Source organism: Cellulomonas algicola (genome assembly GCF_003851725.1).
GTDB classification, from domain to species: Bacteria; Actinomycetota; Actinomycetes; order Actinomycetales; family Cellulomonadaceae; genus Cellulomonas; species Cellulomonas algicola.
The window spans coordinates 1-11,970 of record NZ_BHYL01000310.1; the positions used below are offsets into that span (position 1 = coordinate 1).

Sequence of the window (11,970 nt, forward strand, 5' to 3'; positions counted from 1 at the left end):
CGCGGCGACCGCGCGCGGCGGCGTCAGCGGGTGCTGAACGCCGCGTCGAACGCGGCGGCGGGCGGGTCGAACGCGTTGCGGCGGACGAACTCGAGCGCCTCGGGCGCACCGAGCAGCCGGTCCATGCCCGCGTCCTCCCACTCGACCGAGATCGGCCCGTCGTACCCGATGTGGTTGAGCGCCCGGAACGACGCCTCCCACGGCACGTCCCCGCGCCCGGTCGACACGAAGTCCCAGCCGCGCCGCGGGTCGGCCCACGCGAGGTGCGACGACAGGCGGCCGTTGCGGCCGTTGCCGAGCCGGAGCTTCACGTCCTTGCAGTCGACGTGGTAAATCCGGTCCCGGAACTCGAGGATGAAGTCGACCGGGTCGAGCTGCTGCCAGACGAAGTGGCTGGGGTCCCAGTTGAGGCCGAACGCCTCGCGGTGGCCGATGGCCTCGAGGGTGCGCACGGTCGTCCAGTAGTCGTACGCGATCTCGCTGGGGTGCACCTCGTGCGCGAACCGCACGCCGACCTCGTCGAACACGTCGAGGATCGGGTTCCAGCGGTCGGCGAAGTCCTGGTAGCCCGCGTCGACGGCCTCCTGCGAGACCGGCGGGAACATCGCGACGTACTTCCAGATCGACGAGCCCGTGAAGCCGACGACGGTCTCGACGCCGAGCTTCGCGGCGAACCGCGCGGTGTGCTGCATCTCCTCCGCGGCACGCTGCCGCACGCCCTCGGGGTCGCCGTCGCCCCACACGCGGTCGGACAGCATGTCGCGGTGCCGCTGGTCGATCGGGTCGTCGCAGACGGCCTGGCCCTTGAGGTGGTTCGAGATCGCCCAGACCTTGAGGCCGTGCCGGTCGAGGATCTCGCGGCGCGAGTCGACGTACGCGTCGTCGTCCCACCGCCACGGGTCCAGGTGGTCGCCCCAGCAGGCGATCTCGAGGCCGTCGTAGCCCCAGCCGGCGGCGAGGCGCGCGACCTCCTCGAACGGCAGGTCGGCCCACTGGCCGGTGAACAGCGTGATGGGTCGGGTCATCGTCAGGCCTCCGTCTCGGCCGGCGCGGGCGTCGGTGCGGGGATGTCGGTCCAGGTGCTGCGGTCGGCGGCGGAGCGCTCGACGGCGTCGAGCACGCGCTGCACCTGCAGGCCGTCGGCGAACGACGGCCGGGGCTGGCGGTGCGCGGCGACGTCGTTCACGAGGTCGACGGCCTGGTGCGTGAACGCGTGCTCGTACCCGAGCCCGTGGCCCGCGGGCCACCACGCGTCGACGTACGCGTGCTCGGGCTCGGTCACGACGATGCGCCGGAAACCGGCCTCCCAGGCGTCCTGGCGCGCGTCGAAGTAGTGCAGGACGTTCATGTCCTCGAAGTCGAACGCGAGCGACCCGGCGGAGCCGTTGACCTCGACACGGATCGCGTTCTTGCGGCCGTACGCGAACCGGGTCGCCTCGAACGTCGCGAGGCCGCCGCCGGACAGCCGCGCGAGGAAGACGGCGGCGTCGTCGACGGTGACCGGGCCGGTCGCGCCGCTCGCGTCACCGCTGCCCGACAGCCCGCTGAACTCGCCCGCGAGCGGGCGCTCCTTGACGAACGTCTCGAGCAGCGCGGACACCCCGGTGAGGTGCTCGCCCGTGATGAACTGCGCGAGGTCGACGACGTGCGCGCCGATGTCCCCGAGCGCCCCGGACCCGGCCTTCTGCTTGTCGAGGCGCCACGACAGCGGCGCCTGCGGGTCGGCGATCCAGTCCTGCAGGTACTGCGCGCGGACGTGCCGGATGGTCCCGATGCGCCCCTCGGCGACGAGCCGCTGCGCGAGCTGGATCGCGGGCACGCGGCGGTAGGTGAAGCCGACCATCGCGAGCGCCCCGGACGAGCGCGCGGCATCGGCGGCCCGGACCATCGCCTCGGCCTCCGCGACGGTGTTCGCCAGCGGCTTCTCGCACAGCACGTGCTTGCCGGCCTCGAGCGCGGTCACCGCGATCTCGGCGTGCGTGTCGCCGGGCGTGCACACGTCGACCAGGTCGACGTCGTCGCGCGCGACGAGCGCCTTCCAGTCGGTCTCGGTGTCGCGCCAGCCGAGCCGGTCGGCCGCGGCGCGCACGGCGTCCGCGTTCCGGCCCGCCACGACGGCGAGGTCGGGGTGCAGGGGGAGCTCGAAGAAGCGCGGGGCGTTGCGCCAGGCCTGCGAGTGCGCGACGCCCATGAAGGCGTAGCCCACCATGCCGATGCCGAGCCGCGGGAGCGTGCCGGGTGCGGACACGTGTCCTCCTTGGGTCGAGGGTGCGCCGGGCGGGCCTGCGGATCGCCCGCCCGGCGCGGGGTCGGTCAGGACTCGAAGGCCGTCGGCAGGTACTGGTCGACGTTGTCCTTCGTGACGACCGGCGCGAACAGCTGCACGGTGCGGGGCACCTCGACCTCGACGAGGTCGCTCATCGCCTTCTGCTGCACGAGCAGACGCGCGAGCTTGATGCCGTCGGCGGCCTGCGTCGAGGGGTAGATGACCGTCGCCTTCAGCACCGAGTTGTCGGCCTTGATCGCGTCCATGACGTTCTTCGAGCCGGCGCCGCCGACCATGAAGAACTCGTCGCGGCCCGCGTTCTCGATCGCCGCCATGACGCCGACGCCCTGGTCGTCGTCGTGGTTCCAGATCGCGTCGAGCTCGGGCGCCGCCTGCAGGAGGTTCGCCGCTGCGGCCTCGCCGCCCTGGACGGTGAAGTCGGCGGCGACCCGGTTGCTCACCTCGAGCCCGCAGTCGGCCAGCGCGTCGGAGAACCCGCGGCTGCGGTCCTGCGTGAGCGGCAGCGAGTCGATGCCGGCGATCTCCGCGACCTTCGCACCGGCCGTGCCGCCGAGCTGCTCGCAGATGTAGTGCCCGGCCGAGACGCCCATGCCGTAGTTGTCGCCGAGCACGGTCGTGCGGGCGGCGTTGGGGTCGTCGAACTCGCGGTCGACGTTGATGACGACGATGCCGGCCTCCATGGCCTGCGTCGCGACCTCGGTGAGCGCGGCACCGTCGAACGGCAGGAGCACGATCGCGTCGACGCCGTCGTTGATGAACTGCTCGATCTGGCTGATCTGCAGGTTGACGTCGTTCGTGGCCTCGGCCTGGACGAGCTCGACGTCGGAGTACTTGCCGGCCTCCGCGACGGCGGACTTGGTGATGGCACCCATCCAGCCGTGGTCGGCCGCAGGGGCCGAGAAGCCGATGGTGACCTTGTCGCCCGGCTCGTCGTTCTCGGTGCCGGGCACGACGGCGGCGCCCGTGCTGTCGCCGGACGTGTCCTGCGGGGTGTTGGACGTGCAGCCCACCACGAGGGCGAGGGCGGCGGCCGTGCCGGCGAGGGCGAGGGCGCGGCGGCGCAGGGGTGCGGACATGACGATCCTCCTTGATCGGGATGCTGCGGGGCTGTCGAAGGTGCAGGGGGACGAGGACAGCGGGGTCTAGGTGACGGAGCGGGACCGCTCGGCGATGCGCTGCTGCAGCATGACCGCGGCGACGATGATCACGCCCTTGGCGACCGCCTGGGCGGAGATGGACAGGTTGTTCTGCGTGAACACGTTGGTGAGCGTCGTGAAGATGAGGACGCCCAGGACGGTGCCGACGATCGTGCCGCGACCGCCCGCGAGGAGCGTGCCGCCGACGACGACCGCGGCGATCGCGTCGAGCTCGTAGTACAGGCCGTTGGTCGACGAGCCGGCCGTGGTGCGGCCGAGCATCATGACGCCGCCGATGCCGGCGGTCAGACCCGCGAGCGCGTACAGGTACATCGTGTGGCGCTTGACGTTGATGCCGGCCAGACGGGCGGCCTCGGGGTTCCCGCCGACGGCGACGGTGCGCCGGCCGAACGTCGTCCGGTTGAGCAGGACCCAGCCGACGACGGCGACGACCGCGAAGATCCACACGAGCATCGGGATGCCGAGCGGCTGCAGCCGGAACACGTCGGAGAACGCCGGCACGCGCACGACCCAGGTCTGCCGGTTGGCGATCATCTCCGCGAGACCGCGGGCGGCCACCATCATGGCGAGCGTCGCGATGAACGCGACGACCCTGCCGTACGCGATGAGGACGCCGTTGACGAGCCCCGCGCCGAGGCCCACCGCGAGCGCGGTGAACACCATGACGGACCAGTGGAAGCTGTTCGCCATCGCCTGCGTCGCGAGCGTCGACGCCCAGACGGACGACAGGCCGATGACGGAGCCGACCGACAGGTCGATGCCGCCGCCCGTGATGACGAAGGTCATGCCGATCGAGATGACCCCGAGCACCGCGGCGAGCCGCAGGATCGTCAGGAGGTTGTCGATGCTGGCGAAGCGCTCACCCGCGGTGAGGACGCCGACGAGGCACACCAGCACGAGCGCGATGACGAGGCCGAGGTTGCGGCCGGCGGCTCCTCGGAGCGGGTTGCGGAAGCGCCGGTCGACCGCGGTCGCGCCCCCGGTCTTCTCGATGCGGGCGGACTCGTCCGCCGCAGGCACCCGCGCGGAGGCGGAGGTTCCCTGCTCGCTCACGCGGCACTTCCTTCCATGACGAGGTCGAGCACGCGGTGCTCGTCGATCTCGGACGCGGGGCCGGTGTGCACGACCCGACCTTCGGACAGGACGAGGACGCGGTCGGACAGGCCGAGCACCTCCTCGATCTCGCTGGACACGACGACGACGGCGACGCCCTGGGCGGTGAGGTCGGCGACGATGCCGTAGATCTCGGCGCGCGCGCCGACGTCGACACCGCGCGTGGGCTCGTCGAGCAGCAGGACGCGGCAGCCGTGCACGAGCCAGCGGGCGAGCAGGACCTTCTGCTGGTTGCCGCCGGACAGCGTGCGCGCCGTGCGGTCGGGGTCGGCGGGCCGCAGGTCGAGCGCCTCGATCTGCTCGCGCGCCGCGCGCTTCTCGGTGGGCTCGTCGAGGAAGCTCCCGCGGGCCGTGCGGGCGAACGTGGAGAGCGTGATGTTGCGGTACACGGGCTCGTCGAGCAGGAGCCCCTGGCTCTTGCGCTCCTCGGGGCACAGGCCGATACCGGCGCGCACGGCCGCACCGACCGAGCCGGGGCGCAGGCGCGTGCCGTCGACGCTCACGGTGCCGGTCGTGGGCCGGCGCGCGCCGAACACGGTCTCGAGCACCTCGGAACGTCCCGACCCGACCAGCCCGGCCAGACCCACGACCTCGCCCGCACGGACGTCGAAGGACACGTCGTGGAACTCGCCGCGCACGGTGAGGCCGTCGACGGACAGCACGACGGGGGCGTCCGCGGGGACGGCGGGGCGGCGCGGGATCGCGTACTCGACGGTGCGCCCGGTCATGAGCCGGATGAGCTCGTCGGTAGGGGTGCTCGCGACGGGGAGGCCGGTGGCGACCGTGCGGCCGTCCTTGAGGACCGTGATCCGGTCGCCGATCTGGCGGATCTCCTCGAGGCGGTGGGAGATGTAGACGATGGCCACGCCCTGCGCGGTGAGCTCGCGCACGACGCGGAAGAGGTTGGCGACCTCCTCGCTGTCCAGCACCGCGGAGGGCTCGTCCATGACGATGACGCGTGCGTCGTGGGAGAGCGCGCGCGCCATGCTGACGATCTGCTTGCCCGCGGCGGGCAGCGACCCGACCTCGCGGTGCGGGGACACGTCGCCGTGGCCGAGGCGACGCAGGACCTCGCGGGTCCGCTGCGTGGCCGCGCGGCGCTGGGTGAAGCCGCCGCTCGCGAGCTCGTGGCCCAGGTAGACGTTCTCGGCGACGGAGAGGCCGTCGACGACGTCGAGCTCCTGGTACATGGTCGCGACGCCGAGGCGCAGGCCCGCGACGGGGTTCGCGATGGTGACGGGCGTGCCGTCGACGAGGATCTCCCCCTCGTCGGGCTGGTGCGCACCCGCGAGGACCTTGATGAGCGTCGACTTCCCGGCGCCGTTCTGGCCGAGGAGGCAGTGGACCTCGCCCGCACGGACGTCGAGGTCGACGCCGTCGAGGGCGCGCGCACCGGGGAACTGCTTGACGATGCCGCGCATCTGGAGGATGGGGCGGTCGGGCGAGGTGGCGCCCGGTCGGTCGGTCTGTCGGTCGTCGGTGACCATGCGGCGAACCTAGGGGCACTTTTGACGACGGTCAAGCAAAAGTTGCCGTGAGCGTGGCAGAGTTATGCGAACGTGATCGACGAAAGACGGGTGGTTCACTGTGCGCATGGACGAGCTGACCCGCCCTGCGCCACGGCCGACGGGGATCGGCGACATGTTCCAGCTCCTGCGCGACGGCCAGCCCCGCACCCGCTCCGACCTGGCCACTCTCACCGGACAGGCCCGCTCGACGATCGCCGCGCGCGTCGACGCGCTCCTCGGATCCGGGCTCGTCTCCCCCGCCGGCGAGGCCACGTCCACCGGCGGCCGCCCGCCCGCGACCTTCGCGTTCAACCCCGCCGCACGCGTCGTCCTCGCCGTCGACCTCGGCGCCACGCACGCCCGGCTCGCCGTCACCGACCTCGCCGGGACCGTGCTCGCGGAGCACGGCGAGGCCATCGCGATCGCCGACGGACCCGCACTCGTGCTCGACCGCGTCGCCGAGCTCGGCCTTCGGCTGCTCGCGACCGCCCGGCGCGACCCGGACGACCTCGTGAGCGTCGGCGTCGGGCTCCCCGGACCCGTCGAGCACTCGACCGGCCGGCCCATCAACCCGCCGATCATGCCGGGCTGGGACGACGCCGACGTCCCCGGCCACCTCACGCGCCGGCTCGGCGTCCCCGTCCTCGTCGACAACGACGTCAACATCATGGCGCTCGGCGAGCACGCCACCGCGTGGCGGACGGTCGACCACCTGCTGTTCGTCAAGGTCGCGACCGGCATCGGCGCGGGGATCATCTCCGACGGTGCGATCCGGCGCGGCGCCCAGGGCGCTGCGGGCGACCTCGGCCACATCGCCGTCCCCGGCGGCCTCGACCTGCCCTGCCGGTGCGGCAACACCGGCTGCCTCGAGGCCGTCGCCGCCGGACCCGCGATCGCCACCGCGCTGCGCGAGCAAGGGCTCGCCGCGGGCAGCAGCGCCGACGTCGTCGCGCTCGTCCGCGCGGGGGACCTCGCCGCCGGGCGCGAGGTGCGCGAGGCCGGCCGGCACATCGGCGAGGTGCTCGCCGCGTGCGTCAGCCTGCTCAACCCGTCGATGATCGTCGTCGGCGGCATCGTGGCTGAGGCCGGCGAGCACCTGCTCGCGGGGATCCGCGAGGTCGTCTACCGCCGGTCGCTGCCGCTGGCCACCCAGCACCTGCGCATCGTCACCACCCGCACCGGCGTGCGGGCCGGCGTGCTCGGCGCGGCCGCGATGGCCGCCGAGCACGTGCTGTCCCCGGCGGCGATCGACGCGCTCGTCGGCTGAGGCGCGCCCCCAGGGCCCGCCGTGTCCGTGAGCCTCAGGAAGTCGGAAGCGCCCGCTCGAGGTAGAGGTAGCGGTCCGCGGGCGCGAACCCGAGGCCCGTGTAGAGCCGCGCCGCCGCGGTGTTGTGCGGCTCGACCTGCAGGAACGCGCGGCGTGCACCCCGCGTCCGGGCCGCGTCGAGCGCGCGCAGCGTGAGCGTCCGCGCGAGCCCGCGCCGCCGCGCCTCGGGCACCACGACCAGGCACGACAGGCCGACCCAGTCCTCCGCGAACGCCGCCCGGACCACCCCCAGCGGACGGCTCCCGTCGAGCGCGGTCAAGTAGATCCCGGGCGAGCCGTCGAGGATCGCGCGCGCCGTCCCCACGTCGGCGCCGGCGCTCTTCACGCCGATCCACGCCGCGAGCCACGCGTCGTCCGGGTGCGCCGAGACCCGCACGTCGACACCGCCGCTCGTGTGCTCGGACGGGCCGCCGACGTCACGGACCAGCACGTCGGCGCCCGAGACCGGCGCGTACCCGCGCGCGAGCAGCGCGTCGTGCAGCGCCGGGCCGCCCGTGGTCGGGCCGACCCGGAACGTCGACGGCAGCCCGGCCGCGCGGTACACCGCCTCGACCTCGTCGACCGCCGCGCCGAGGTCGGCGGACCGGGTCAGCGGCAGCGCGCTGTTCGCGCGGCGGGTCAGGCCGCCCGACTCGCCCACGCGCCAGCCGTCCGACGTGACGGTCGTGCGCAGCGCCGGCCACGTGGCGGCCTCGACGACCGCGCCCGGCGCGTCCGGCGGTGTCCACGTGCGCACGCGGACGCACAGGCCGTGGTGGCTCCAGTCCCGCGGCTCGTCGTGCACGAACCCGAGCCGGTCGTACAGCCGCTGCGCGGCGCGCATCGCGTCGCTCGTCGACAGCACGACGCGCCGCGCGCCCTCCGCGACGGCGTGCCGCAGCGCGTGCGTCATGAGCGCCTCGGCGATCCCCCGCCCGCGTGCCTCGGGCGCGACCGCGAGCATCCGGATCTCGAGCTCGCCGGGCTCGGCGACCTCCGCGTACGACGTGCCGTACGGCGCGAGCGTCACGGTGCCCACGACGACGTCGTCCGGCCGCGCGTCGCCCTCGGTCCGCGGTGCGCCGGCCGCAGCGCGGCCGCCGTCGGGCTCGCGCGGCACCGTCGCGACCAGCAGGATCGCCTCGCGCGCGCGCCGCCGCGCGTCCCGCAGCTCGGCCGTGTAGTCGTCCTCGTCGCGCAGCAGGCCGTCGGCCACGTACGCCTCGGCGGTCAGCGCGCCCGCGTCGTCGACGTCCCCGGGTGTCGCCCGCCGGACGACCGGCCCGGTGTCGACGGCGACCTTCACGCGTCGCCCCCGTCGGCGCCGCCGTCCGCCGTGGCGCCCCCGTCGACCCCGTCGGCTTCCGCGGGCGCGGGGACCGCGTCAGGGCCCCCGGCCAGCAGCGCCTCGAAGCCGGCCTCGTCGAGGATCCGCAGCCCGAGCTCGCGCGCCTTGGTCTCCTTGCTGCCCGCGTTCTCCCCGACGACGACGAAGTCGGTCTTCTTCGAGACGCTGCCGGACGCCTTCCCGCCGCGGGACAGGATCGCCTCCTTCGCCTCGTCGCGGCTGAACCGCTCGAGCCCGCCGGTGACGACGACCGTCAGGCCCCGCACGGTCCCGCTCTCGTCGGTGACCTCGAGCGTGCGCGTCACGCCCTCGGCTGCCGCGTCCTCCATGCGCACACCCGCGTCGCGCCACGCGTCGACGATCGCGGCGTGCCACGGCTCGGCGAACCAGTCGACGAGCGACTGCACGATGGTCGGCCCGACGCCCTCGACGCCGGACAGCCGCTCGGCCGCGACGGCCGGGTCGCCCTCGACGACCTCCCGCAGCCGCGCCATCGACCGGAACTCCTGGGCGAGCGCCCGCGCGGCCGTCGGCCCGACGTTGCGGATGCTCAGCGCGACGAGCACGCGCCAGAGCTCCTTCTCCTTCGCGAGGTCGAGCTGGTCGAGCAGCGTGCGGGCCGCGGCCGACGGCTCCCAGTCCGGCAGCGCCCGGCCCTCGGCCTCGGCGCGCGCCCGCTCGGCCTTCGACCAGGTGAGCTGGCGGCGGAACGGCGCACGTCGACGCACGTTGCCGTCCTCGTCCTCGCGCGGCAGGCCCGTCTCCGGGTCGCGGACGACGACCTCGATCGCGCCGAGGGTCCGCAGGCTCGCCTCGCGGACGCGTTCACGCTCGTCCTCCGGAGCGTCCGGCGCGTATCCGACCAGCGCGAACAGGTCGGCCTCCGTGCGCAGCGGCGGCACCTCGGGCACGACGGGCTGCGTGAGCGCCGCGGCGGTGACCTCGCCGAGCGCCTCGATGTCGAACGCGCCGCGCGAGCCGATGTGCTCGACACGGCCCAGCACCTGGGCGGGGCACGACTCGGCGTTCGGGCAGCGCAGGTCGACGTCGCCCTCGCGCATCGGGCGCAGCGGCGTGCTGCACACCGGGCAGTCGGTGGGCATCTGCCACTCGACGCGCTCGACGGTGTCGTCGGGAGCCGCGGGCGCGGGGCCGACGATCTCGGGGATGACGTCACCCGCCTTGCGCAGCACGACCATGTCGCCGACCCTGACGCCCTTCACCTTCACGACGTCCTGGTTGTGCAGCGTCGCCTGCCGCACGGTGCTGCCGGACACGAACACCGGCTCCATGACCGCGAACGGCGTCGCGCGCCCGGTGCGGCCGATGCCGACCTCGATCGCGAGCAGGCGCGTCACGACCTCCTCGGGCGGGTACTTGTAGGCGATCGCCCAGCGCGGCGCGCGGCTCGTCGAGCCCAGGCGGCGCTGGAGGTCGATCTCGTCGACCTTGACGACGATGCCGTCGATCTCGTGCTCGACGTCGTGCCGGTGCTCGCCGTAGTACGCGATCATCTCCCGCACGCCGTCGAGGTCGTCGACCACCCGTGTGTGGCCCGACGTCGGGACGCCCCACGACGCCAGCAGGTCGTACACCTGCGACTGCCGTGTGATGCCGGGGCCGCCACCGGCCCCCCAGCGCAGCGCGCCGATCCCGTGCGCGTACATGCCGAGCGGCCGCGTCGCCGTGACGCGCGGGTCCTTCTGCCGCAGCGAGCCCGCCGCCGCGTTGCGCGGGTTGGCGAACGGCGGCTTGCCGGCGGCGACCTGCGCCTCGTTGAGCCGCTCGAACGCCTCGACCGGCAGGAACACCTCGCCGCGGATCTCGATGAGCTCCGGGTGGGTCGACGGGTCGCCCGCGAGCGTGTCGGGGATCGAGGAGATCGTCCGGACGTTGAGCGTCACGACCTCACCCGTGCGCCCGTCGCCGCGCGTGGCCGCCCGCGCCAGCCGGCCCTTCTCGTACAGCAGCGCGATCGCGAGCCCGTCGATCTTGAGCTCGCACAGGTAGTGCGGCTGCGCGCCGTTGAGGTCCCGCAGGGCGCGGTCCGCCCACGTCGCGACGTCCTCGTCGGAGAACGCGTTGTCGAGCGACAGCATGCGCTCGACGTGGTCGACCGTCGCGAAGTCCGTCGAGAACGTGCCGCCCACGCGCTGCGTCGGGGAGTCCGGCGTCAGGAGGCCGGGGTACTGCTCCTCGAGCGCCTGGAGCTCTCGCATGCGGGCGTCGTAGTCCGCGTCCGACGCGGGCGGCGCGTCGAGCACGTAGTAGGCGAACTGGTCGGCGGCGATGCGCTCCGCCAGCTCGGTCCACCGGTGCCGGGCGTCGGCGGGGACCTCCTGGTCGGGCGCGGTCGCGAGGGCGTCGTCGGCGGCGTCGTTCACCCGCACATCATCGCGCCCACCGCCGACACGCGCCGCCAGGCGCCGTCAGCGCGCGTCGCGCAGCCGCGGCACGACGAGCAGGGCGACCGCGCCGATCACGCCGCCGACGGCCAGCACCGTCGCGGTCGCCGCGAGCGCGGCGGGCGCCGAGGTCACGACGACCTCCTGCCGCTCGCCGTCGACCTCCCACGAGCACACCGCCTGCGGGGGCAGCGCGCCGTACGACACCTCGGCGCCGGCCTGGTCGGCGGCGTAGGCCTCGAGGCACGGCTCGCCGCCCGCGGCCGACGCCTCCAGGGTCCGCGCCCCGACGGACGACCAGAGCACCACGAGCACGACGATGCCCACGATCGCGGCGCCGGTCGCGACCAGCACCCCGAGGGCCTGGCGGCGTGAGTGCAGCAGCGGCCGCCGCGGGGTGGGTCCCGTGCTCAGCGGCTCGTTCGTCGGTCCGGTCATCGCCTCGCTCATGCCTCCGCTCGTTCCGCCACGATCCGACCGGCCCGCACGAGCCCGGCCAGGGCCGCGCGCGCGTCGTCGGGCGACGACCGCCCGGGCGCCTCGCCGGCCAGCAGCACCACGTCCTTCAGCCCCGCCTGCGGCAGCCCGACGGACCGCCAGGGCCGCGTGAGCACGTCCGCCTGCCCGACGACGTCGGGTCCCGCGCACTGCGACGACGCCTGCGGGGGCAGCTCCGCCCACAGCCGCAGCCCGCCCTCGACGGCCTCCGCGACGCGCTCCCACCCCTGCTCGCCGATCCCGCCGACCGCGAGCGCGAGCCCGTCGACGCCGGCCGCGCGGATCGCGGGCACCGCCGCCCAGGCCGTGCCGCCGTGCACCGCGACGGCCGACGCACCGCCCGAGCGC

The 11,970-nt window shown here is 74.3% G+C and carries 9 protein-coding genes and 1 pseudogene; 1 reads left to right on the forward strand and 9 read right to left on the reverse strand.

Features of this window, described 5'->3' with window-relative positions; translation table 11 throughout:
* Positions 1-23: 23 nt before the first annotated feature.
* From CTKZ_RS17260 to CTKZ_RS17280, 5 genes are all read right to left on the reverse strand, one after another.
* The gene (locus CTKZ_RS17260) at positions 24-1,025 is read right to left on the reverse strand and encodes a sugar phosphate isomerase/epimerase family protein (protein ID WP_124344103.1); all 1,002 of its coding nucleotides are present in this window, start codon (positions 1,023-1,025) and stop codon (positions 24-26) included.
* A gap of 2 nt (positions 1,026-1,027) precedes the next feature.
* Positions 1,028-2,209 (reverse strand): Gfo/Idh/MocA family protein, encoded by a 1,182-nt coding sequence (locus tag CTKZ_RS17265; RefSeq protein WP_124344110.1) that lies wholly within the window; start codon positions 2,207-2,209, stop codon positions 1,028-1,030.
* Between the two features lie 104 nt (positions 2,210-2,313).
* Positions 2,314-3,363: a substrate-binding domain-containing protein gene (locus tag CTKZ_RS17270; RefSeq protein ID WP_124344104.1), complete on the reverse strand. Its 1,050-nt coding sequence runs from the start codon at positions 3,361-3,363 to the stop codon at positions 2,314-2,316.
* Positions 3,364-3,429: 66 nt separating this feature from the next.
* Positions 3,430-4,497 carry an ABC transporter permease gene (locus CTKZ_RS17275; RefSeq protein WP_124344105.1) on the reverse strand — a complete coding sequence of 356 codons (1,068 nt, stop codon included), beginning with the start codon at positions 4,495-4,497 and terminating at the stop codon, positions 3,430-3,432.
* Positions 4,494-6,044, reverse strand: a complete 1,551-nt coding sequence (locus CTKZ_RS17280; RefSeq protein WP_225916887.1) for a sugar ABC transporter ATP-binding protein — start codon at positions 6,042-6,044, stop codon at positions 4,494-4,496. The genes CTKZ_RS17275 and CTKZ_RS17280 overlap by 4 nt, the downstream gene beginning before the upstream one ends.
* 106 nt (positions 6,045-6,150) lie before the next feature.
* On the opposite strand from CTKZ_RS17280, the gene CTKZ_RS17285 reads away from it, so the two are divergent.
* Positions 6,151-7,332, forward strand: a complete 1,182-nt coding sequence (locus tag CTKZ_RS17285; protein ID WP_124344106.1) for an ROK family protein — start codon at positions 6,151-6,153, stop codon at positions 7,330-7,332.
* A 34-nt stretch (positions 7,333-7,366) separates the two neighbouring features.
* On the opposite strand, the gene CTKZ_RS17290 is transcribed toward CTKZ_RS17285, so the two are convergent.
* The 4 genes and pseudogenes from CTKZ_RS17290 to CTKZ_RS17305 all read right to left on the reverse strand — a co-directional run.
* The gene (locus tag CTKZ_RS17290) at positions 7,367-8,677 is read right to left on the reverse strand and encodes a GNAT family N-acetyltransferase (protein WP_124344107.1); all 1,311 of its coding nucleotides are present in this window, start codon (positions 8,675-8,677) and stop codon (positions 7,367-7,369) included.
* A complete protein-coding gene (gene ligA / locus CTKZ_RS17295; protein ID WP_124344108.1) occupies positions 8,674-11,103 on the reverse strand; it encodes an NAD-dependent DNA ligase LigA in 2,430 nt (809 codons plus the stop codon). Before ligA ends, CTKZ_RS17290 begins: the two co-directional genes overlap by 4 nt.
* Before the next feature lie 45 nt (positions 11,104-11,148).
* Entirely contained in the window at positions 11,149-11,574 is a 426-nt protein-coding gene (locus CTKZ_RS17300; RefSeq protein ID WP_124344109.1) for a hypothetical protein, read from the reverse strand.
* Positions 11,571-11,970, reverse strand: a pseudogene (locus CTKZ_RS17305) (uroporphyrinogen decarboxylase/cobalamine-independent methonine synthase family protein); the annotation flags it as partial. The pseudogene CTKZ_RS17305 and the gene CTKZ_RS17300, both read right to left, overlap by 4 nt.

Bases quoted from the DNA above. Each gene is read 5' to 3' on its own strand.
- CTKZ_RS17280 (WP_225916887.1), bottom strand. From the start codon at position 6,044: ATGGTCACCGACGACCGACAGACCGACCGACCGGGCGCCACCTCGCCC.
- CTKZ_RS17300 (WP_124344109.1), bottom strand. From the start codon at position 11,574: ATGAGCGAGGCGATGACCGGACCGACGAACGAGCCGCTGAGCACGGGA.
- CTKZ_RS17265 (WP_124344110.1), bottom strand. From the start codon at position 2,209: ATGGTGGGCTACGCCTTCATGGGCGTCGCGCACTCGCAGGCCTGGCGC.
- CTKZ_RS17260 (WP_124344103.1), bottom strand. From the start codon at position 1,025: ATGACCCGACCCATCACGCTGTTCACCGGCCAGTGGGCCGACCTGCCG.
- CTKZ_RS17285 (WP_124344106.1), top strand. From the start codon at position 6,151: ATGGACGAGCTGACCCGCCCTGCGCCACGGCCGACGGGGATCGGCGAC.
- CTKZ_RS17270 (WP_124344104.1), bottom strand. From the start codon at position 3,363: ATGTCCGCACCCCTGCGCCGCCGCGCCCTCGCCCTCGCCGGCACGGCC.